20 protein-coding genes are annotated in these 20,974 nt (G+C 60.8%); 15 read left to right on the top strand and 5 right to left on the bottom strand.

What is annotated here, in order from left to right:
- Window positions 1–67: 67 nt before the first annotated feature.
- Window positions 68–1,411, top strand: a complete 1,344-nt coding sequence (locus FHT85_RS18385; protein ID WP_112412955.1) for a formimidoylglutamate deiminase — start codon at window positions 68–70, stop codon at window positions 1,409–1,411.
- Between the two features lie 79 nt (window positions 1,412–1,490).
- Window positions 1,491–2,210 carry a histidine utilization repressor gene (gene hutC / locus FHT85_RS18380; RefSeq protein WP_112336494.1) on the top strand — a complete coding sequence of 240 codons (720 nt, stop codon included), beginning with the start codon at window positions 1,491–1,493 and terminating at the stop codon, window positions 2,208–2,210.
- 16 nt (window positions 2,211–2,226) lie between these two features.
- Here hutC and FHT85_RS18375 read toward each other — a convergent pair whose 3' ends face one another.
- Window positions 2,227–2,379: a hypothetical protein gene (locus FHT85_RS18375; RefSeq protein ID WP_165915281.1), complete on the bottom strand. Its 153-nt coding sequence runs from the start codon at window positions 2,377–2,379 to the stop codon at window positions 2,227–2,229.
- Between the two features lie 312 nt (window positions 2,380–2,691).
- Between FHT85_RS18375 and FHT85_RS18370 the strand changes: the two genes are divergently transcribed.
- The 5 genes from FHT85_RS18370 (at window position 2,692) to FHT85_RS18350 (ending at window position 8,400) form a co-directional block, all read left to right on the top strand.
- Window positions 2,692–3,306 carry a hypothetical protein gene (locus tag FHT85_RS18370; protein WP_112400755.1) on the top strand — a complete coding sequence of 205 codons (615 nt, stop codon included), beginning with the start codon at window positions 2,692–2,694 and terminating at the stop codon, window positions 3,304–3,306.
- Window positions 3,307–3,741: 435 nt separating this feature from the next.
- On the top strand, window positions 3,742–5,100 hold the full coding sequence (locus tag FHT85_RS18365; RefSeq protein ID WP_112412956.1) for an Nramp family divalent metal transporter: 1,359 nt from the start codon (window positions 3,742–3,744) through the stop codon (window positions 5,098–5,100).
- Between the two features lie 133 nt (window positions 5,101–5,233).
- The gene (locus FHT85_RS18360) at window positions 5,234–7,087 is read left to right on the top strand and encodes a M23 family metallopeptidase (RefSeq protein WP_112336237.1); all 1,854 of its coding nucleotides are present in this window, start codon (window positions 5,234–5,236) and stop codon (window positions 7,085–7,087) included.
- A 151-nt stretch (window positions 7,088–7,238) separates the two neighbouring features.
- A complete protein-coding gene (locus FHT85_RS18355) occupies window positions 7,239–7,895 on the top strand; it encodes a TetR/AcrR family transcriptional regulator (RefSeq protein ID WP_112336236.1) in 657 nt (218 codons plus the stop codon).
- 127 nt (window positions 7,896–8,022) lie between these two features.
- Entirely contained in the window at window positions 8,023–8,400 is a 378-nt protein-coding gene (locus FHT85_RS18350) for a DUF427 domain-containing protein (RefSeq protein ID WP_112412957.1), read from the top strand.
- Here the strand turns inward: FHT85_RS18350 and FHT85_RS18345 are convergent.
- The 4 genes from FHT85_RS18345 to FHT85_RS18330 all read right to left on the bottom strand — a co-directional run bounded on the left by FHT85_RS18345 (window position 8,397) and on the right by FHT85_RS18330 (window position 12,641).
- Window positions 8,397–9,467: an ABC transporter ATP-binding protein gene (locus FHT85_RS18345; protein ID WP_112412958.1), complete on the bottom strand. Its 1,071-nt coding sequence runs from the start codon at window positions 9,465–9,467 to the stop codon at window positions 8,397–8,399. The genes FHT85_RS18350 and FHT85_RS18345 overlap by 4 nt on opposite strands.
- Before the next feature lie 20 nt (window positions 9,468–9,487).
- A complete protein-coding gene (locus FHT85_RS18340; protein ID WP_112412959.1) occupies window positions 9,488–10,336 on the bottom strand; it encodes a carbohydrate ABC transporter permease in 849 nt (282 codons plus the stop codon).
- Entirely contained in the window at window positions 10,329–11,267 is a 939-nt protein-coding gene (locus FHT85_RS18335) for a carbohydrate ABC transporter permease (RefSeq protein WP_112336232.1), read from the bottom strand. The genes FHT85_RS18340 and FHT85_RS18335 overlap by 8 nt, the downstream gene beginning before the upstream one ends.
- A 72-nt stretch (window positions 11,268–11,339) precedes the next feature.
- The gene (locus FHT85_RS18330; RefSeq protein WP_112336231.1) at window positions 11,340–12,641 is read right to left on the bottom strand and encodes an ABC transporter substrate-binding protein; all 1,302 of its coding nucleotides are present in this window, start codon (window positions 12,639–12,641) and stop codon (window positions 11,340–11,342) included.
- A 220-nt stretch (window positions 12,642–12,861) separates the two neighbouring features.
- On the opposite strand from FHT85_RS18330, the gene FHT85_RS18325 reads away from it, so the two are divergent.
- From FHT85_RS18325 to FHT85_RS18290, 8 genes are all read left to right on the top strand, one after another.
- Complete coding sequence (locus tag FHT85_RS18325; protein ID WP_112336230.1) at window positions 12,862–14,067, top strand: ROK family transcriptional regulator; 1,206 nt, start codon at window positions 12,862–12,864, stop codon at window positions 14,065–14,067.
- Between the two features lie 40 nt (window positions 14,068–14,107).
- Window positions 14,108–15,208, top strand: coding sequence for a Gfo/Idh/MocA family protein (locus FHT85_RS18320; protein WP_112412960.1), 1,101 nt, complete (start codon window positions 14,108–14,110; stop codon window positions 15,206–15,208).
- A 24-nt stretch (window positions 15,209–15,232) separates the two neighbouring features.
- Window positions 15,233–15,874 (top strand): ThuA domain-containing protein, encoded by a 642-nt coding sequence (locus tag FHT85_RS18315; RefSeq protein ID WP_112412961.1) that lies wholly within the window; start codon window positions 15,233–15,235, stop codon window positions 15,872–15,874.
- A gap of 278 nt (window positions 15,875–16,152) precedes the next feature.
- Window positions 16,153–17,184 carry a zinc transporter ZntB gene (locus tag FHT85_RS18310; RefSeq protein ID WP_246699056.1) on the top strand — a complete coding sequence of 344 codons (1,032 nt, stop codon included), beginning with the start codon at window positions 16,153–16,155 and terminating at the stop codon, window positions 17,182–17,184.
- A 347-nt stretch (window positions 17,185–17,531) separates the two neighbouring features.
- On the top strand, window positions 17,532–17,804 hold the full coding sequence (locus FHT85_RS18305) for a hypothetical protein (RefSeq protein WP_162709806.1): 273 nt from the start codon (window positions 17,532–17,534) through the stop codon (window positions 17,802–17,804).
- Between the two features lie 92 nt (window positions 17,805–17,896).
- On the top strand, window positions 17,897–18,979 hold the full coding sequence (locus tag FHT85_RS18300; protein WP_112400747.1) for an ABC transporter ATP-binding protein: 1,083 nt from the start codon (window positions 17,897–17,899) through the stop codon (window positions 18,977–18,979).
- 9 nt (window positions 18,980–18,988) lie between these two features.
- The gene (locus FHT85_RS18295; RefSeq protein WP_112412962.1) at window positions 18,989–20,059 is read left to right on the top strand and encodes an ABC transporter ATP-binding protein; all 1,071 of its coding nucleotides are present in this window, start codon (window positions 18,989–18,991) and stop codon (window positions 20,057–20,059) included.
- 2 nt (window positions 20,060–20,061) lie between these two features.
- Complete coding sequence (locus tag FHT85_RS18290) at window positions 20,062–20,934, top strand: carbohydrate ABC transporter permease (protein WP_112336223.1); 873 nt, start codon at window positions 20,062–20,064, stop codon at window positions 20,932–20,934.
- Window positions 20,935–20,974: the final 40 nt, after the last annotated feature.

Genomic DNA, 20,974 nt, shown 5'->3' with positions numbered 1-20,974 from the left:
ATATACATAATCGAAAGGCTGACAAGAGGGATTTTGGACTCCGCGTCCGAAAGGAAAGGGTGAGACCATGACGAGACTTCATGCACGCACGGCTTTGCTTGCCGACGGATGGCACGAGAATGTGCGATTGACCCTCGAAGACGGCCGCATCGCCGAGATCGCGACCGATGTCGCTCCCGAAGACGGTGATGACAGGCAGAATGTTCTGGTTCCGGCGACGCCGAACCTGCACAGCCACGCCTTTCAGCGCGCCATGGCCGGCCTAGCCGAAGTCCGCGGTCCGGCCAATGACAGCTTCTGGAGCTGGCGCACCGTCATGTACAAATTCGCTTTGTCGATGACCCCGGATCATGTCGAGGCCGTCGCAGCGCAGCTCTATATGGAAATGCTGGAAGCCGGCTTCTCCCGGGTCGGTGAATTCCACTACCTGCACCATGACAAGGACGGCAGCCATTATGCCAACATCGCCGAACTGGCCGAGCGCATCGCCGCCGCCAGCACTGAGACCGGCATCGCGCTGACTCTTCTACCCGTCTTCTATGCCCATTCCGGCTTCGGCGGCGCCGCTCCCATTGAGGGCCAGCGCCGCTTCATCAATTCGATCGAGAGCTTCGAAGCGCTGATGGCCGGCTGCCGCACCGTCACCAGTCGCCTGCCCGGCGCCGAACTCGGTATCGCGCCGCATAGTCTGCGGGCCGTGACGCCCGAAGAGCTGGCAAAGCTCGTGCCGGTCGCCGGCGATGGGCCGATCCACATCCATGTCGCCGAGCAGGTGAAAGAAGTCGAAGACTGCATCGCCTGGTCGGGTGCCCGCCCGGTGCAATGGCTGCTCGACAACGCTCCTATGAATGAGCGCTGGTGCCTGATCCACGCCACGCATATGACCGAGGATGAAACCCGGCGCATGGCTAGGAGCGGCGCGGTCGCCGGCCTTTGCCCCATCACCGAGGCCAATCTCGGCGACGGCGTTTTCGCTGCACCGCTCTTCCTCGAAGAAGGCGGCCGCTACGGCGTCGGCTCGGATTCCAACATCCTGATTTCGGTGCCCGAGGAGTTGCGGCAGCTCGAATATTCGCAGCGTCTGGCGCTGCGCGCCCGCAACGTCATCGCCACGACCGGCGGCTCGACCGCCCGCATGCTGTTCGATGGCGCGCTGGCGGGCGGCGGCGCAGCTCTTAAGGCACCGGCAGGCCTTGCCGTCGGCAACCATGCCGATATCGTTTCGCTCGATGTGAGTGCCGTGCCTTATCTCTCCGGCGACCGAATTCTCGATCACTGGACTTTTGCCGGCGGCGTCAAGGTCGATGGCGTCTGGGCGCTGGGCCGCAAGCAGGTCGAAGGCGGCCGCCATCGAAAGAGAGAGGAAATTTCGGCGCGATTCCGCCAGGCTATGGCCGAGCTGATCGCTTAAAAACCGCTTTTCCTCCCCTAGATTGGCCCCTAAATAACCTGCGGGAGATCCCATGTCTCACACGGAACAGACGGACGGTATGACCACAGGCAAAGAGGCGACCCTCCATCAGCGCATTCTCAGCGATATCGAGGGCCGGATCGTCTCCGGCGCCTGGCCTCCAGGGCATCGCATACCATTCGAGATGGACCTCGCAGAGCACTATGACTGCTCGCGCATGACGGTAAACAAGGTGCTGACCCAGCTTGCCCGCGCCGGCCTGATAGAGCGGCGAAAGCGCTCGGGCAGCTTCGTCACCCATCCGCAGGCGCAATCCGCCGTGCTTGAGATTCACGACATCAAGTCCGAGGTCCTATCGCTCAATCTGCCCTATTCGCACCGGCTGATAAAGCTTGCCGAACGACGCGGACGGCCGGAGGACGCGCGCAGGCTGCAGTTCGTCGGCTCCATACCGGTGATGGAGATCACCTGCATCCACTATGCCGGTCCGCGCCCCTTCTGCCTGGAAAATCGCGTCATCAATCTCGACGCGGTGCCGGAAGCGGCGAAGGCAGACTTCGAGACATTGCCGCCAGGCCCCTGGCTGCTCAACCAGGTGCCGTGGAGTACCGCCGAACATCAGATCCGCGCCATATCGGCCGAAGGCGACGCGGCCGCCAACCTCGATATCCAAAAAGGGACGGCGTGCCTCGTCGTCGAACGGCGCACCTGGAGCGCCGCCGGCCCGATCACCCATGTTCGCCTCACCTATCCCGGTGATCGCCATAGCCTCGTGGCGCGCTTTACACCGGCAAGCTGACAGTTGCCCGCCCCGATTAAGGACGCTGCGGCGACTCTGTCGGCGGCGGAATGAGGCTGTCGGATTGACGGACAGGCGGAGCGGGATCGACCAGCAGGATACTGAGCGCAATCAGAACCAGTGCCAGAATCAGGAGGATTCCGATCAGAAGCGGACGAATTGCGGTCATTTCGTTCTCCAATCTCCCCAGCCCAGCGCCAAGCGCGATAGGGAATTCGAGATAACCAACGCAGTCTAACGGTAAACGTTAAGCAATGCTTGATGTTCTGCGAAAAAATGGGCCTTTTCCCGGAATTTCTGCCCACGCCGGACGAGACGGCAATCTCACGCTTGTTTGAATGGTGAGTGATGGAAGCGGCGCATAGGATCGCGATGTAGCTGGCTTCAAAGCCGTTCCGCGGCTTCCGTCGATCAATTCCGACCTTCTTATCAAGCGCGACCGGTGCATCGCTCGGCCGATATCTCAAGGGAGATTCCACTCATGAATCGCAAACGTCTGATCGCGGCTGCGCTGACGCTCTCCGTCGCCACGCTTGCCGCGTTTCAAAGCGCCGGGGCCGCCGAGCGGGTAAGGGTGCGCGGCACCGTGGAAAGCCTCGATGGCGACACGCTCAAGGTCAAGTCCCGCGACGGCAAGGACATTACTGTTGCACTGAAATCCGGCTGGAACGTCGGTGGTGTCATCAAGGCTGCAGTCAGCGACATCAAGCCCGGCGATTTCGTCGGCATCGCCTCGCAGCCGACTGACAGTGGCATCAATGGCGCGATCGAAGTCGTCATCTTCCCGGCCTCGATGAAGGGAACAGGCGAAGGCGACCGCCCTTGGGATTCAGCGCCGAACAGCTCGATGACCAACGCCACGGTCGCCAATGCCGTGACCTCGGTCAACGGCCCGACATTGACGCTCACCTACAAGGGCGGCGAACGCAAGATCAATATCCCGGATGGCACGCCCGTCGTGACGCTGACATCAGCAACGAAAGCCGATCTGAAGCCCGGCGCCGGCGTCTTCATCACAGGCGAGCAAACCGGAGAGACCGCAGTCTCCGCCGACAGGGTTGCCGTCGGCCTCAACGGCACCGTGCCGCCGATGTGATGGATTGGCGGCGGGGTAGATAACGACCCTTTCGGCCGATCGAGCCAGGCATGATCCTAATTTCGGAGATCCCGGCTGAGGACGAGCATCAACAGCGCGTCTTCGCCACCATGATTCTTGGTTTTGGTTTTTCGATCGCAAAGATCGAAACACAATCGCACCATCAAGGACGGCGCCGCCGTCTAGCCTATTCGATATTCGATGGACGGCCTGCTGCCGGATGACGGCGATCAGGCAATTCTTGGCTCGTCGATGTCGGGTGAACGCCTGAATAGGCTGCTTTTCGGGCTCCATTGCGACGCGAAAACGACCACCGGTGGGCCATGCCCAAAGGCAAAAAAATGCAAAGCCGATTGAAATATAGCCTATTGCATAATTCTTATATCGGTCGTATTTGTTTAGTAGCATCATAGCCTGATCCTCCCGGAGCCCCGCATGACGCAAGTTCAAGAAGCTGCAGCACAGCGGCAAGCATGGCGGTTTGCCAGCCGCGATGAAGACGATCGTCCGAGCCTTCCCGAAGTCAATGCCACCGTCAGGGTTCCTCATGGCGGCAGCTGGATTCGGCGCCTGATCGCTTTCGTCGGTCCAGGTTATATGATTTCCGTCGGCTATATGGACCCCGGCAACTGGGCGACCGATCTCGCCGGCGGCGCGCAGTTCGGCTATACGCTTCTAACCGTCATCATGCTGTCGAACCTGATGGCGATCCTTTTACAGGCGCTTTCGGCGAGATTAGGCATAGCCACCGGCCGCGATCTCGCACAGGCCTGTCGCGATCACTATCCGCGGCCGATCAATCTGGCACTGTGGTTTGCCTGCGAACTCGCCATCATCGCCTGCGATCTCGCCGAAGTCATCGGCACGGCGATCGCATTGCAGCTGCTCTTCGGAATTCCGTTGATCGGCGGCGCACTGATCACCGCGCTGGACGCCTTTCTATTGCTGCTGCTGATGAGCAAGGGTTTCCGTTATCTCGAAGCTTTCGTCATCGCGCTGCTGATCGTCATTGCCACTTGTTTCGCCATCCAGATCGTCGCGGCCGCACCGCCGGTGGCAGCGATCCTCCAAGGTTTCATTCCCTCGCCGGAAATCGTCACCAATCACGAGATGCTCTATATCGCCATGGGCATCATCGGCGCGACGGTCATGCCGCATAATCTCTATCTGCACTCCTCCATCGTGCAGACCCGCGCCTACAAGCGCACGGAAGAGGGTCGCCGCGATGCCATCAAATGGGCAACGATCGACAGCACGGTCGCGCTGATGCTGGCGCTCTTCGTCAATGCCGCGATCCTGATCGTCGCAGCCGCCGCTTTCCACACCAGCGGCCATTCCGACGTCGCCGAGATCGGCCAGGCCTACGAGCTGCTGTCGCCGCTGCTCGGCCTCGGCATCGCTTCCACCCTTTTTGCGATCGCGTTGCTCGCCTCCGGCCTCAACTCCACCGTTACGGCGACGCTTGCCGGCCAGATCGTGATGGAAGGCTTTCTCAGGCTGAGGATTCCGCATTGGGCAAGACGGCTTTTGACGCGCGGCCTCGCAATTATTCCGGTTGTGTTCGTGACCGCTATTTATGGTGAAAAAGGCACTGCAAACCTGCTTGTGCTGAGCCAGGTCGTTCTCTCCATGCAACTGCCCTTTGCCGTCATTCCTCTGGTCCAATTCGTCACGAATCGCGAGAAAATGGGCAGTTTCGTCATATCGAGAAGCGTCGCCGTTCTCTCGTGGATCGTTGCCGCGATCATCCTGGCGCTGAACTTCAAACTGCTCTACGACACCATCTTCGGTTGACGAATCATCGAGAACGCGCAAATCTCGCCCCTGTGGACGATCACGGCAATTAACTGACTCGTAATATTTGCCTAGATTTCGCCATGATTTGCCCTAGTTTGGGCCCACCGCAGTCTGCAGGGTTCCTCACTTCATGGCCGAAAGTCCATTGCGCGTTCAATTTCCTGCAGAGGCTGCCATCCAGGCGCGGCCGCATCATGATTTCCACATTCCATTCCTGCCGCGCTCCGCGCATCTTCGCCATCTGATCGTCATCGGCCTCGCCGGCACCGCATCCTTCGGCCTACTCGCAACTGTGCTCTATCCCTTGCTGGCCCGTAGCACGATCGAGCGTGCAACGCCGGTGCGCAATGCTCAGCTCGCGCGCTCTCAACCAGCCATGCGCAAAGCCGGCCGGCTGGCCGCAAAACAGCGTTTCGATGGCGCCCGTTTTGCGCAGGTGGCGGAAAAACTATCCAGCGGCGAAACCCGCATCTTCACCTATCATCGCACGACGCTGGTCTTCAAATCCGACGAAGCTGCCCTGGCGCGCGCAAGCGCCATCAGTGCCTCCTATGGCGCAGAGCGTGCCGACAGCGAGCTATTTTCGCCCCCGTCGCTTTCGGATATCCGCCATGGCATCTATCCGCAGACAACACATTATGATGCCGTGCGCCGCTCTCGTTTTCCGGTTCGCGGCGTGCCGCTGAACGTCAGCGTATCGCGCGCGACGACCGGCGAAACCGGCCGCGAGTTCCACAGGCTCGTCTCCATGCCGAAGGACAAGCAGGATCTTCAGGATATCCTGGCGTCTGCGGGCCTCGGCAGCGACGCCGGCGACGAGCTGCAGCGCGCGCTGGAAACCGATACGGTCTCCCCTGGCGACAGCCTGGAACTGCTACTTGAGAAAAAAGGACCTAATGCCCGCCCGAAGCTGATCATGGCACGCCTCAGCGGCGACAAGACGCCGGAGCGCGTCGTTGCCCGCGACGATGCCAACGGCTTCGTTCCGATGGCCAATGACAGGCTCTTTTCCACCCTCTACAGCGAAAGCCAGGCCGACGCTCCGTCTTCGACGGAGGTTGCCGCGGTCGATCTGAAAGGTGTCGACGAAAGCGATGAGCGGGCAGTCAGCGACAAGCTTGAAAGAGCCGGTCTGACCAAGGAATATGCCTCGCAGCTCATCAAGCTTGCCAAGGCCAAGGGCATTTCTCTCACCAGCATCGACGACGCTCCCGACAGCATAGATCTGCTCTTCCGCAAGGCGGACGACGGCCGCAGCGAGCTGATGTTCATCGAATTCCACGCCGATGGCGACACGCATCGCTTCTATCTGCACAAAAACGACGGCGAAGGCCCTTCGGAATTCTACGACGAGCGCGGCCGTTCGATTGCCAAAGTGCTCGTGCATCGGCCCGTGCCGAACGGTACGCTCGGCGATGGCTTTGCCTGGCGAATCCACCCGATCCTGGGTGTGAAGAAATTCCACAATGGAGTCGATTTCCGCGCACCGATGGGCAGCCCCATCCAGGCCGGCGGCGACGGTGTCGTCGAGAAGATTTCCTGGGAAACCGGCTACGGCAAATATGTCCGCATCCGCCACGATGGCGGCTACGAAACCACCTATGCCCATATTTCGGCAACGCCGCCGGATCTGCGCGTCGGCCAGCGCGTCACCCAGGGCCAGACCATCGCCTATGTCGGCTCGACGGGCTACTCCACCGGCCCGCATCTCTATTACGAGCTGCGCGTCAACGGCCGTTACGAAAACCCGCTGACTGCACAATTGCCTGCTGGCACCAATCTGACGGGCAAGTCGCTCGACAGCCTGCGCTCTCAGGTCAATCATGTCGAGAACATCATGAGCTATCTCGACGTTCCGCCCGCCCACGGCAATGCGCCCACCGCCTTCGCCAACTTCGAGCAAGGCCCGAGCTTCGGGCCGAATTCAGGGCCAAACCTGGGGCCAAGCTTCGGACCGAACCATTTCGGCGCACCCTCTCCTTAAACAGGCTGAAAAGCCGGCGCAGACGACTCCTTCCGATTCCGTCGGTCGGCAATAGCGCCTTGATGCCGAATACGGTAACAATCGTCCGGTACTTCGCCATGGAGAAGACGCTGCCGCGCACTATTCTTATCGCAGGGCGGGATATCGTCACATGGCAATCCGTAGGGAGCAGACATTGGCGCGCAAGCCATTGCCGGAACCGAAGAATATCGCGCCAAGCGAAAGCAGGCGTCTGCGCGCCGATGCGCGACGCAACTATGACAAGCTGATCGAAGTAGCAGCACAAGCCTTCGCCAGTCACGGCACCGCCGCCTCCCTGGAAGACATAGCTCGCCGCGCGGATGTCGGGATCGGTACGCTCTATCGCCATTTTCCGAGCAGGGAACATCTGGTCGAAGCGGTTTATCGTCACGAGGTCGAAGCGCTGTGCGATGCCGCGGAAGAGCTCTCGCGCGAGCGCGCACCGGATGAAGCTCTGGAAGAGTGGATGAACCGCTTCGTCGGTTATATCGCCACGAAAAGAGGGATGGCCGATAGCCTGCGCATCCTTCTCAGCAGCAACTCCAAACTCTTTGCCGACAGCTACGGCCAGGTGCCGGTCGTGCTCTCAGGCCTGATTGATCGCGCGGTCGCCGCCGGTACGATCCGTACCGATGTCGACAGTACCGACGTGCTGCAGGCATTGTCCGGCACCTATTCCATGCCTAATTCACCGGAATGGTACGACCGGTCCCGTCGCCTCGTGCGTCTGCTGATGGATGGTCTGCGCTGGGGTGCCCCGAAAATACGAGTGTCGCAAAAGACCTGATAATCGGCAGGATGCTTCCTATATGCATTTGAACTGAGAACGTCAGATGAATCTGGTTCTGCCGCAGCCACATAAGCCGCGGCAGAACTAAACTATGCTGGCTGTTGCCAAGCTGAGGAGAGAAGGAATGTCCGAAAGAGCAGTCAAGATCCCCGGTTCGGATCATCCGATCACGATTGAGGACAAGCAGGCCCATATCATCGTCTCCGTCGCCGGCAAGGTAATCGCCGACACGCATGAGGCATTGTCGCTCAAGGAAGCGTCCTATCCGGCCGTCATCTATATCCCGCGCAAGGATGTCGATATGTCGTTGCTGGAAAGGACCAGCCACGAAACCTATTGCCCCTACAAGGGCGAATGCTCTTATTACAGCATCCCGGCCGGCGGCGAGCGCTCGGTGAATGCCATCTGGACTTACGAAAATCCCTATGCATCCGTCAGCCGGATCAAGAACTACATGGCCTTCTATCCGGATCGCGTCGATTCGATCGATGTGAGGACTTAAAGAGCAAGACCGCTCGCGGCATCGAAGACGTAGACCTGCTCCGGGCTCACCGAGACATTCAGCGGTTGCCCGTAGCGCACCGGCGCCTCGCCATCGACGACGGCCGTCACCTGCTCACCGGCGAGGTCGAAGAGCACATGCGTCTGCGCGCCGGTGGGCTCGACGAGCAGCGTCTGCCCGGTGAGCGGCGAACCGCCGCTGGCAAGGCTCAGATGCTCGGGCCTCAGACCAACCTTCACGCTCTGGCCCACCTTCACCTTGCGCTCCCCGGCGATGCGGATCGGCGTTCTGTCCTTTAGCCGCACGGCTGGCGAGCCTTCGAGGCCCTCGACCACGCCGTCGAGGAAATTCATGGCCGGCGAGCCGATGAAGCCGGCGACGAAGAGATTGGCCGGCTTGCGGTAAAGCTCGATCGGCGTGCCCTGCTGCTCGATGCGGCCCTGGTTCAGCACGACGATACGGTCGGCCAGCGTCATCGCCTCGATCTGGTCATGGGTGACGTAGATCGAAGTGGTCTGCACCTTCTGATGCAGCGCCTTGATTTCCGAACGCATTTGCACGCGCAGCTTCGCATCGAGGTTGGAAAGCGGCTCGTCGAACAGGAAGACGGCCGGGTTGCGCACGATGGCCCGACCCATGGCGACGCGCTGACGCTGGCCGCCGGAAAGCTGCGCCGGCTTGCGGTCGAGCAGCTTGGTGAGATCGAGCATGCGAGCCGCTTCATTGACACGCTGTTCTATCACCTGCTTGGTCTCGCCCGAGAGTTTGAGGTTGAAGCCCATGTTCTCGGCAACGGTCATGTGCGGATAGAGCGCGTAGGACTGGAAGACCATGGCGATGTTGCGCTCGCGCGGCGTCATCGAGTTGACCACCTGCCCGCCGATCGACACGTCGCCATCGGTGATTTCTTCCAACCCGGCGATCATCCGCAGCAGCGTGGACTTGCCGCAGCCGGAGGGGCCGACGAGCGCGATGAACTCGCCATCCTCGATCGAAAGCGAGATGTCGTGGATGACGGTGAGCGCCCCATAGGCCTTATGGATGTTGTGCAGTTCGACGGATGCCATGTTGTTTGCTCCAGTAAGGCTCAGGATTTCACCGCGCCGGCGGTGAGGCCGGCAATGATGTGCTTCTGCGCCAGGAAGAAGACGATGATGGTGGGCAGGATGGTCAGCGTGATGAAGGCGAGCACCAGCTCCCATTCCGTGCCGAATTCGCCGCTATAGACCATCATGCCGAGCGGCCAGGGATAGATCGAATCCGAGTTCAGCATGATCAGCGGCAGAATGTAGCTGTTCCAGCTGCCGACGAAGGAGATGATGCTGACGGTCGCGATGATCGGCCGCGAGAGCGGCAGCGAGATATGCCAGAAGAAGCGGATATAGCCGCAGCCATCGACAAAGGCCGCCTGGAACAATTCTTCCGGAAGGTTTCGAAAATAATTCCGGAAGAGCAGGATGCTCATGCCGAGGCCGAAAGCCACCTGCGGCAGCACCACCCCCCAATAGGTATTGAGCAGGCCGAGATCGCGGATGCGGATGAAGAGCGGCAGGATGGCGGTCGCCGCCGGAAACATCAGGCCGATGAGAAAATAGTTCAGCAGGAAGTTCGAGCCGAAGAATTTCACATGCGCGAAGGCGAAGGCAGCCATCGCCGAGACCGACAGCGTCAGGAACACTGTCAGCACGGCGATGATCAGGGAATTCATCATTTGCCGCCAGTAGCGATCTCCGAACAGGATGCTGGTATAATTCTCGAAATGCCATTCGGCCGGCAGGCCGAAGGGATTGGTGCGGAGATCGCCGAGGGTCTTGAAGCCGCCGAGCGCGGTCGTCAGCAGCGGGATCAGCACGATCGCGGCAATGATGGTCAGCGATACATAGAGATAGATCTTCGTGCCGGTGGTCAGTCGAACGGATGAGGCCAGATCAGTCATTGCGCATAAATATCCGTTTGTAGCCAAAGGCGAGGGTGACGCAGATCACAAACAGCACGACGCCGACGGCGCTGCCGAGGCCGACCTGCATGCGGGTGACGCCGAAATTGTAGAGGAAGGTCACCATCGTCTGGGTCGAGTTGAACGGGCCGCCGCCGGTGAGCGGCATGATCATGTCGAAGAGCTGCAGCGATCCGACGACCGCGAAGAAGACGGAAAGACGCAGCGTCGAGCCGAGCAGCGGCAGCGTCACGTAGCGAAACTTCTGCCAGCCGGTGGCGCCATCGATTTCGGCCGCCTCCAGCACGCTCTTGTCGAGGGATTGCATGCCGGCGATGAACAGCATCATGTGAAAGCCGAAATATTTCCACACGATGACGCCGAGCACGGCGTACATCGCCAGATCCTTGTCGGCGAGCACGTAAGGCGTCGGCGTGCCGAGGAAATGCGCGATCGCGGCAAACAGGCCGTAATCGCCGTCATAGACGAAGCGCCAGATCAGGCCGGCGGCCACTTCGGCCAGCACATAGGGCAGGAAGAAGATTAGCCGGAAGAGCACAACGCCGCGAATGCGATGCGCCAGCATCGTCGCGAGCCAGATGGCAAGCGGCACCTGGACCGCAATCGACACGACGATGATCAAAGCATTGTTCTTCAGCGACGTCAGGAAGGCGCCGTTCTTGAACAGCACCTGGAAATTGCGTAGTCCCACAAACTCCGTCGGCGGACCATAGCCGTTCCAGCGATAGAGGCTGTACCAAGCCGCTTCCCCCATCGGCAGGATGACGAAGATGGTGAAAAGCAGAAGAGCGGGCGGCAAGAACAGCAGGATAACGGGCATGCGACCGCGCGCAGCCGGGGATTTTCGCTTCGCAGCCGGTTTCGCTCTCGCGACGGAGGGTATGGCGGTCGTTGCGCTGACATCGGTCATGGGCAGTCTCGACTATTGCAGTTCAAGAAAGAACCGGCGCCGGCACAAGGGAGAGGCCGGCGCCGGATGGCGCTAGAGCTGGTCCTGCTCGAAAGCGTCCTGGACCTGCTGCGCGCCATCCTTCGGCGAAATCTGGCCGGAGACGATACCGACGGCCACATCGTTGACGACGCGTCCGACGGAGGGGCCGAGATCCTGGTCGAAGAAGTTCTGATGCCAGGTCGAATGCGCCAGCTGGTCGGCAGCCTCGTGCATCAACGGACCTTTGACGCCGTCCTCAGCGCCGACGGCGACCGGGATGATCATGCCGGCCTGCGCCATGGCGCGCTCGTTTTCGGCATTGGTGAGATAAGCGAGGAAGTCGAGCGCCTCGGGGGGAGCCTTCTTGGTGACGGCCCAGCCGTTCAGGCCACCGAGCGTATCCGTGGCGAGACCTGCCCCGCCGGTCACGGCCGGGAAGGCGAAGCGGCCGATATTGTCAGCCGCCAGTCCCTTGCCGTCGCCGGAATTGGTGCGCTGGTTAGCGACCGTATTTTCGAAGCCGAGGATCATCGCAGCCTTGCCATCGCCGAAGACACCGAGAGCCTGCGGCCAGGTGGTGCCGAGATAGCCGGGCTGGAAGGGTTCGAGCTTGCCGAGCTCGGCAAGCTGCTCGCCGGCCTTGATGATCGCCGGATCGTTGAAACCGTTGCCCTTGCCATTCTTGGCGTCGTTGAAGACCTGCTGACCACCGTCGCGCATCACCAGATAGCTCCAGTAGAAATGGATCGGCCATTTCTCGCCGCCACCGCCGGCGATCGGCGCAATGCCAGCAGCCTTGATCTTCTTGACCGCGGCCAGATAATCGTCCCAAGTCTTGATAGCGCCGGCATCGACTCCCGCCTTGGCGAACAAGGCCTTGTTATAGAAGAAGGAAACCGTGCCGAGCTTGTAGGGTACGGCGCTGATCTTGTTATCGAAGGTCAGGCCCTTGACGGCTGCCTGATTGTAGCTCTTCAGCCAGGCGCCGTCCTTGGCGTTCATCGCCGCGGTCAGGTCCAGCAGCGTGCCCGTCGCCTGCTGCTGCTTGAGCACCCCGCCGCCCCAGCTGAAGAAGAAATCGGGAGCGTCCTTCGATTGCAGGAGCGTCGGCAGCTTCGCCTTGAAGGCTTCATTGGCCAGGAACTGCATCTCGATCTTCGTGCCGGGATGCTTGGCCTCATATTGATCCGCGATCTTGCGCCAGACCGCGACATAGTTCGGATCGGTTTCCAGATGCAGCCATTTGACGACGGTGTCGGCGGCAGCGCCCGTTGCGCCGGCGAGAATCGCCAGTCCGGTCGTCGCGGCAACAGCAGCAATGCGAAGGGCTTTGGCCCCACGTAGATGGATCATGATTTTCTCCTCCCAAGGGAACCAAGAGCCTCACTATTTTTTCCCTTATGCGGAATAATTCAACGGAGCTTCGCTAAAATGTCAACCGCCTTCGTTAAATTTTCGGCAGAGTAGCCGCGAAATGGCTTGACATTGGGCAATGGCCATAGGTTATTTAATTCGCACTCCGTTAAAAATACCAGGCCGCAGCCGAGCGGGTCCGTCATTCGGCGTCAATCTCATGAAAACAGCAGACCCCGAGCTTATGCGGGCGATAAACCGCTTCAATGTGCTGGATACGATCCGGCGGGCGGGCTCCATCGCGCGTATCGAAATCAGCGACCGCACCCAGCTTTCGACTACGACAGTCTCGGCGATCACAGCCTCGCTGCTGGATGACGGGTTGATTCTGGCCCGCACGGAAGGCGACTTACGCGAGGCGGCGAGCCGCGGCCGACCCCGCGTCATGCTGGAGCTCAATCCCGATGCCGCGCGCGTCGTCGGCGCGAAAATTGCCGCCAATCGCATGGTCTTCGTCGTGACGGACTTTTGCGGCGAGGTTCTTTCGACATTGACGCTGGCGCTGCGCGTCGACCGACAGCCGATCGGTGTCATCGCCGATCTCATCGAGGATGGCGTGCGCCGCTGCGTCGTCGACGCCAATCTGGCGCTCGACGAAATCGATTCCGTCTGCCTCGGCTTACCCGGCGTCGTCGAGCACCGCACCGGCCATATCCGCACCAGCCCGATCTTCCGCGAGACGGGCGTCGATTTCGCCAAGGAAATGTCGGAGCGGCTGGGCGTGACCACCATCGTCGAAAGCGATGCGCATGCCATCACGCTCGCGCATCATTGGTTTGGCAAGGCGAGAGACCTCGACGATATGGTGCTGGTATCGCTGGAGCAGACGCTGGGGCTTGGCGTTCTGCACGGCGGCCAGCTGTTTCGCGGCGCAGGCGGCCTCAGCCACAATCTCGGCGACCTCGTGCTTGGCATAGGCTCACAAGGCACCGTCAGATTGGCGAGCCTTGCCGGCGAAAGCGCCATTCTCGGTGATCAGCCAGGCGGCGGCCGCTTCGCCGAAGCCATCCGCCTCGGCCGTGGAATGGCGCACGCCAAGACGCTGATCGATGCTGAAGACGTCTCGCTGATCAATGCTGCTATCCGCGCCGGCGAAGCCTGCGGCATGGCGCTCGCCAACATCGTCACGCTGTTTGCTCCGCCGCGCGTCATTCTTGTGGGATCAAGCCTGGCGCTCGGCCAGCCCTTCCTCGACAGCCTGCGGGAGGCCTATTCGCTGGCCATTCCGCCATCGATCAAGGGCGTGACTGAACTCGTTTTCGACCAGTCGACCGACGAGACCTGGGCGCAGGGCGCCGCGGTCGTCGCACTGCGCGAACTCTACGAATCGCCCTGGGGAACAACGGGACCGGCACCGGCTCTCTGATTTCGCGGGACAGCAAAGACAATTCATCTGGAGGAATCTTATGAACAAGGTCGGCATCGGCATCATCGGCTGCGGGAACATTTCCGGCGCCTATCTCACTGCCATGAAATCCTTTCCCATTCTCGACATCAAAGGTGTGGCCGACCTCAATCGCGAGCTCGCGGAGGCAAAGGCTGCCGAATTCGGCCTGAAGGCGGTCGATATCGCCGCCTTGCTGGCCGACCCCTCGATCGAGATCATCGTCAACCTGACCATTCCGAAGGCGCATGTCGCCGTCGGTCTGCAGGCGCTCGAAGCCGGCAAGCATACCTACTCGGAAAAGCCGCTCGGCATCAATTTCGCCGAGGGCAAGACGCTTGCGGATGCCGCGGCCGCCAAGGGCCTACGCATCGGCGCAGCCCCCGATACCTTCCTCGGCGGCGGCCACCAGACGGCGCGTGCCATCATCGACGAGGGCGCGATCGGTATCCCGGTCGGTGGCACCGCTACCTTCATGTGCCCCGGTCATGAACGCTGGCATCCGAATCCGGCTTTCTATTACGAAGTCGGCGGCGGCCCGATGCTTGATATGGGACCCTATTACATCACGGATCTTGTCAACCTGCTCGGCCCTGTCTCGCAGGTTGCCGGCTTTGCCGTCACGCCGCGCAAGGAACGCATCATCACTAGCGAACCACGCAATGGCGAACATATTCCGGTGCATGTGCCGACACATGTTGCCGGCGTCATGGCCTTTGCCAGCGGCGCGGTCGTCCAGATCGGCATGAGCTTCGATGTCGCCGGCCACAAGCATGTGCCGCTCGAAGTCTATGGCACCGAAGGCACGCTGATCGTGCCCGACCCCAACCATTTCGGCGGCCCGGTGGAGTTCCTGAAGAAGGGCGGTGAATTTGCCGAGCGCGAGATCACCGCACCCTATGCGGACGGCAATTACCGCTCGCTCGGCGTCGCAGACATGGCGCACGCCATCCGCTCGAACCGTCCGCACCGCGCCAATGGCAGCCTGGCGCTGCATGTGCTCGAAGTCATGGAAGCCTTCCAGACGGCCTCCGACACCGGGCGCACGGTCACCATCACGACGCAAACGGAGCGTCCGGCCCCTCTGTCCGAATCCCTTGTGGATGGGCAGATCGGCCGCTAACCAGGTAATTTCAGGAGGATTATCATGCGTGAAGCACTTATCGTCTGGGGCGGCTGGAGCGGCCACGAACCGCAGGAATGCGCCCATATCATCCGCGACATGCTGGAAGGGGACGGCTTCAAGGTCTATCTCGAAAACAGCACCGAAGCCTTCGCCGATCCCTCGATCCATGATCTCAGCCTGATCGTGCCGATCGTCACCATGTCGAAGATCGAGAAGGAAGAGGTGAAGAACCTTGCCGATGCCATCGAGAGCGGCGTCGGTATTGCCGGCTATCATGGCGGTGCCGGCGACTCGTTCCGCGAAAGCGTCGAGTACCAGTTCATCATCGGCGGCCAGTGGGTCGCCCATCCCGGCAACATCATCGACTACACCGTCAATATCACGCGGCCCGACGATCCGATCATGGAGGGGATCACCGATTTCCCCTACACGTCGGAGCAATATTACATGCATGTCGACCCATCGAACGAAGTGTTGGCAACCACGACCTTCACCGGCGACCACGCCTACTGGATCGACGGCGTCGTCATGCCGGTCGCCTGGAAGCGCAAATACGGCAAGGGCCGCGTCTTCTATTCCTCACTCGGCCACCAGGCCAAGGAATTCGACCTACCGCAGATGAAAACCATCTTCCGCCGCGGCGCCAACTGGGCGGCACGCTAAGGCACCTGCCTTTTTCTGATTTATGAGCAAGGATTGCCCCTAACCCTAACTCTCTCCCCGCAAGCGACAGGGCAATTGCATATGAGGCCCGCCAGCGCCGTAAGCACCTTCTCCTCTCGGGAGAAGGTGGCCCGGCGGGTCGGATGAGGGTTTCGACGCACTATCCATCCCCACCTTGCCACTCTGAACCGAACTGGTAGAATATTGCCGGCACGCCACAAGCTCTTGTGCTGCTTGCGCTTTTTTGCTGCCATGGAGGATGGATGGATCAAGGCGCCATGGAAGCAACGAACACCTCGACCGTCAGCTACGGCATCGAACCAGGGTTGCGCTTCGCTTCCCTGCTCGACGGCCATGGCGGCTGCAGGCAGCAGCTCAATATGGATCAGGTCTGCGCCTGGAAGCCAGCCGAGGGCGTCATCTGGCTGCACCTCGAACGCGACCATCCGGCAACCGCCGACTGGATCGCCCACAAGAGCGGTCTCGATCCTTTTGTCATCGAAGCTCTGCTGGAGGAAGAATCCCGCCCGCGCGTCGAGCCGGTGGGCGACGGGCTGCTGATCATCCTGCGCGGCGTCTGCGCGACCTCGCCTGACGGCGCGACGCAGAAACCCGCGGATATAGACCTGGTGCCCCTGCATCTTTGGATCGACGCGAACCGCATCATATCGCTGCGCGACAGCGGCCACTATATCACGGCACTACGCGATATCCGCCTGTCGTTGGAGAAGAAGAAGGGGCCGCAGCGCTCCGGCGACCTGCTCGCCCTGATCGGCGACAAGCTGGTGCGCGATCTCGAACCGGTGCTCGACGCCATGGACGAAGAGGTGGACGAGCTCGACGAGCTCATCTTTCACGGCGAAGCCGGCCAGGTGCGCGAACGGCTGAAGCTGCTGCGCCGGCGCGCCGTGCAGCTTCGCCGCTACCTCGCCCCGCAGCGCGACGCGCTGAACCGTATCGAGCATGACGATGCGCCCTGGCTTGCCGAACGCGACAAGCTGCGCATGCGCGAGGTCATCGACAAGCTGATGCGTTACATCGAATATCTCGACGCCATCCGCGACCGCACCAGCATCCTGCATGACGACCTCTCGACCGTCATCAGCGAGCGCATCGCCCGCAACTCCAACCGCCTCGCCGCCCTTGCCGCCCTGCTCCTGCCGCCGAGCGTGGTGGCCGGGCTCTTCGGCATGAATGTCGGCGGCATTCCCGGCGTCAATGACACCTGGGCCTTCATCATCATCGTCGCCTTCGTCACGATTACCTCGATTGCGACGCTCTGGGTGCTCAAACGTATCAACTGGCTTTAGGGCCGGTAATTTCGGCCACGCTGGGCGTAAAGACGACCCTTTCGAATGGTGGAAACGCCGCTCCCGCCGGCAATTCGCCTGACCGTCATGCGGATAAGGTGGCGAAAAAGGCCCGGAACCACCGGTTTATTTTTCGCGATCGACGCAAGGATTTCGGGCATTTCCAATCCCGATCAATCGCTTACCGATTTTACCCCCGTTCGCGGGAATATCGTCCTCAGACCCGGCTTTCAGCGGGCAATCGGGATTCGCCGAATTTTCGTTTGACATTCCTTTAGCTTCATTTATCGTCATTATAGTTTCGGTTTTAGCTTGAGGAGTAGAAACCGAAACAGGGGGAGAGATCATTGTCCAAAGCTCAAAACGACAGGATAGACGGCATCGATTGCGCCGCAGGCCGCAATCCTGTCGAGCAGGCTTGCCGTGTTCTTACAGGACGAATGGGGCCTTCCGTTTCGCATGGTGCGAAGCCTATCGACGATGATCGCCTGCCGCGTGAATCGCTCGCATACGGCTCGCGGCAATTCGCGTCTGTGCGGCTATTTAATTCTTATCAATTTGTTGAAAACCCATGGCATTCTGCCCCTATGCCGATCTTGGCCGAAGGCATCGCTCCGTGATGCTGCCGATCGCTATTCAGTGGGCAAAAAACAGGCCTTGCGGCCAGCAGTCCGTCGCGGCTCCGGCATGCGACGTGTAGAAGGAGCCTATCGTGCTTGAACTCAGAAACGTGTCGAAGTCGGTCAGTGGCGAAACGCATATCGCGGAAACGAACCTGACGCTGCAGCGCGGCACGCTGAATGTGCTGCTCGGACCGACGCTTTCGGGCAAAACCTCGCTGATGCGGCTGATGGCCGGGCTCGACAAGCCGACCACGGGCACAATCCATGTCGATGGGAAGGATGTCACCGGCCTGCCGGTGCAGCGCCGCAACGTTGCCATGGTCTACCAGCAATTCATCAACTATCCCGCGATGACCGTCTACGACAATATCGCCTCGCCGATGCGGCTGAGCGGCAAAAGCGCGGCGTCCATTGACAAGGAAGTAAAAAAGGCAGCCGATCTTTTGCGGCTTGGTCCCTTCCTTGATCGCCTCCCCTTGAGCCTTTCCGGCGGCCAGCAACAGCGTACGGCCCTTGCCCGCGCCATCGTCAAGAATGCTGGCCTCGTGCTGCTCGACGAGCCGCTCGCCAATCTCGACTACAAGCTGCGCGAGGAACTGCGCGCCGAATTGCCGAAGATCTTCGCTGAATCCGGCGCGATTTTCGTCTATGCGACCACCGAACCTTCCGAAGCGCTGCTTCTGGGAGGTAACACCGCGACCCTGGCAGAAGGCCGCATCACGCAATTCGGATCGACGATCGATGTCTTCCGCAATCCTCGCGACCTGATTACCGCGACCACTTTTGCCGATCCGCCGCTGAACACGATGACGCTCGACAAGCGCGGTCGGGAATTCGTACTCGACAGCAACATCCGCCTGCCTGTACCGAGGGGTTTGGAAGACCGGCCGGATGGCCGCTACACGATCGCCTTCCAGCCGCATCATCTGGCGCTTGCGCCGCAAACGCCGGAGGCGGTCGCTGCCCCGGCACGGGTGATGGTGACCGAGATCACCGGCTCGGAGAGCTTCATCCATATCGATTTTGCCGGTCAGCGCTGGGTGATGCTGACCCAGGGCGTGCAGGATATCGATGTCGACGATGCGATCGACGTCTATATCGACCCGCGCCACATCATGGTCTTCGACACCGATGGCGCCGCTGTCACTCCCACCCTGCAACAAGCCGCCTGAGGAGGGACTATGGCCCGCATCGATCTCGACCACATCCGGCACGCCTATAACGACCACCCGAAATCCGACGCCGACTATGCGCTGAAGGAAGTCAATCACAGCTGGGAAGACGGCAGCGCCTACGCTCTGCTCGGCCCTTCGGGCTGCGGCAAGACCACGCTTCTCAACATCGTTTCCGGTCTGGTACAGGCTTCCGAAGGCCGCATTCTCTTCGACGGCAAGGACGTGACCCGGCTGTCGACCCAGGAGCGCAACATAGCGCAGGTTTTCCAGTTCCCGGTCGTTTACGACACAATGACCGTCTACGACAATCTCGCCTTCCCACTGCGCAACCGGCATGTTCCGGAGGCCGAAGTGAAGCGCAAGGTCGATGAAATCATCGAGATGATCGGCCTTTCCGACAGCGCCCACCGCAAGGCCCGCGGTCTGACCGCCGACGCCAAGCAGAAGATCTCGCTCGGCCGCGGTCTCGTGCGCTCCGACGTCAACGCCATCCTCTTCGACGAGCCGCTGACCGTCATCGACCCGCACATGAAATGGGTGCTGCGCTCGCAGCTGAAGCAACTACACCGCCGCTTCGGCTTCACCATGGTCTATGTCACCCACGACCAGACGGAAGCGCTGACCTTCGCCGACAAGGTCGTGGTCATGTACAATGGCGAAGTGGTGCAGATCGGCACGCCGAACGACCTGTTCGAGCGTCCGCGCCATACCTTCGTCGGCTATTTCATCGGCTCGCCCGGCATGAATGTCATGCCCGTCGAAATCGAAGGCAGCAGCGCGCGCATCGGCAACCGCACGATCACGCTGCCCGGCGCGCCTAAAGAGAAGCGGTTCGGCCGTTCCGAGCTCGGCATCCGCCCCGAATTCGTCCGCATCGGCCGCGACGGCATGCCCGCCACCGTCACCAAGGTCGAGGATCTCGGCCGCCGCAAGGTGGTCCGCGCCAAGCTCGACGGCCAGGATATCGTCGCCGTCATCGGCGAGGACCAGACGGTGCCGGCCGAGCCGCATATCGCATTCGATCCGGCCGGCATCAATATTTACGCCGACTCCTGGCGCGTCGAGATGGGAGCCTGACGATGGACAAGACCTGGAACAACAAAGCCTGGTTCATGCTCATTCCCGTTCTGCTGCTGGTCGGCTTTTCCGCCGTCATCCCGCTGATGACGGTCGTGAACTATTCGGTGCAGGACACGTTCGGCAACAACGTCTTCTTCTGGGCGGGCACGCAATGGTTTGAAGAGATCCTCCATTCCGGACGTTTCTGGGATTCGATGATCCGCAACCTGATCTTCTCCTTCGTCATCCTGGCGATCGAGGTGCCGCTCGGCATCTTCATCGCGCTTAACATGCCGAAAAAAGGCATCGGCGTTCCCGTCTGCCTCGTGCTGATGGCCTTGCCGCTGCTGATCCCCTGGAACGTCGTCGGCACGATCTGGCAGGTCTTCGGCCGCAGCGATATTGGCTTGATGGGCTATGTGCTGGTCAATCTCGGTATCGACTACAACTATGTCTCCGATCCGGCAGACGCCTGGGCGACGATCATCATCATGGACGTCTGGCATTGGACGAGCCTCGTCGTGCTGCTCTGCTATGCCGGCCTCGCCTCCATTCCCGACGCCTTCTACCAGGCCGCCAAGATCGACGGCGCCTCGCGCTGGTCCGTCTTCCGCTACATCCAGCTGCCGAAGATGAACCGCGTCCTGCTGATCGCCGTGCTGCTGCGCTTCATGGATAGCTTCATGATCTATACCGAACCCTTCGTCGTAACAGGCGGCGGCCCCGGCAATTCCACGACCTTCCTATCGATCGATCTCGTGAAGGTGGCGCTCGGCCAGTTCGACCTCGGCCCGGCAGCAGCCATGTCGCTGATCTACTTCCTGATCGTGCTCCTGCTGTCCTGGGTCTTCTACACCGTCATGACCAATTACGATGCGGGAGAAAGCCGATGAGCGGCAAACCCTTCTCCACCACGGCCGATGACGCCGCGAT

Source organism: Rhizobium sp. BK312, from assembly GCF_014193605.1.
In the GTDB taxonomy this organism is placed as follows: Bacteria; Pseudomonadota; Alphaproteobacteria; order Rhizobiales; family Rhizobiaceae; genus Rhizobium.
Note: the sequence above shows the minus strand (reverse complement) of the source record. Positions and strands in the feature narration are given on the sequence as shown.

What these genes read in the sequence shown, in the direction of transcription:
- FHT85_RS18320 (WP_112412960.1), top strand. Translation starts at nt 14,108, where the DNA reads ATGAACAAGGTCGGCATCGGCATCATCGGCTGCGGGAACATTTCCGGC.
- FHT85_RS18375 (WP_165915281.1), bottom strand. Translation starts at nt 2,379, where the DNA reads ATGACCGCAATTCGTCCGCTTCTGATCGGAATCCTCCTGATTCTGGCA.
- FHT85_RS18365 (WP_112412956.1), top strand. Translation starts at nt 3,742, where the DNA reads ATGACGCAAGTTCAAGAAGCTGCAGCACAGCGGCAAGCATGGCGGTTT.
- hutC (WP_112336494.1), top strand. Translation starts at nt 1,491, where the DNA reads ATGACCACAGGCAAAGAGGCGACCCTCCATCAGCGCATTCTCAGCGAT.
- FHT85_RS18330 (WP_112336231.1), bottom strand. Translation starts at nt 12,641, where the DNA reads ATGATCCATCTACGTGGGGCCAAAGCCCTTCGCATTGCTGCTGTTGCC.
- FHT85_RS18385 (WP_112412955.1), top strand. Translation starts at nt 68, where the DNA reads ATGACGAGACTTCATGCACGCACGGCTTTGCTTGCCGACGGATGGCAC.
- FHT85_RS18315 (WP_112412961.1), top strand. Translation starts at nt 15,233, where the DNA reads ATGCGTGAAGCACTTATCGTCTGGGGCGGCTGGAGCGGCCACGAACCG.
- FHT85_RS18340 (WP_112412959.1), bottom strand. Translation starts at nt 10,336, where the DNA reads ATGACTGATCTGGCCTCATCCGTTCGACTGACCACCGGCACGAAGATC.
- FHT85_RS18355 (WP_112336236.1), top strand. Translation starts at nt 7,239, where the DNA reads ATGGCAATCCGTAGGGAGCAGACATTGGCGCGCAAGCCATTGCCGGAA.
- FHT85_RS18295 (WP_112412962.1), top strand. Translation starts at nt 18,989, where the DNA reads ATGGCCCGCATCGATCTCGACCACATCCGGCACGCCTATAACGACCAC.
- FHT85_RS18290 (WP_112336223.1), top strand. Translation starts at nt 20,062, where the DNA reads ATGGACAAGACCTGGAACAACAAAGCCTGGTTCATGCTCATTCCCGTT.
- FHT85_RS18335 (WP_112336232.1), bottom strand. Translation starts at nt 11,267, where the DNA reads ATGACCGATGTCAGCGCAACGACCGCCATACCCTCCGTCGCGAGAGCG.
- FHT85_RS18345 (WP_112412958.1), bottom strand. Translation starts at nt 9,467, where the DNA reads ATGGCATCCGTCGAACTGCACAACATCCATAAGGCCTATGGGGCGCTC.
- FHT85_RS18325 (WP_112336230.1), top strand. Translation starts at nt 12,862, where the DNA reads ATGAAAACAGCAGACCCCGAGCTTATGCGGGCGATAAACCGCTTCAAT.
- FHT85_RS18350 (WP_112412957.1), top strand. Translation starts at nt 8,023, where the DNA reads ATGTCCGAAAGAGCAGTCAAGATCCCCGGTTCGGATCATCCGATCACG.
- FHT85_RS18310 (WP_246699056.1), top strand. Translation starts at nt 16,153, where the DNA reads ATGGAAGCAACGAACACCTCGACCGTCAGCTACGGCATCGAACCAGGG.
- FHT85_RS18360 (WP_112336237.1), top strand. Translation starts at nt 5,234, where the DNA reads ATGGCCGAAAGTCCATTGCGCGTTCAATTTCCTGCAGAGGCTGCCATC.
- FHT85_RS18370 (WP_112400755.1), top strand. Translation starts at nt 2,692, where the DNA reads ATGAATCGCAAACGTCTGATCGCGGCTGCGCTGACGCTCTCCGTCGCC.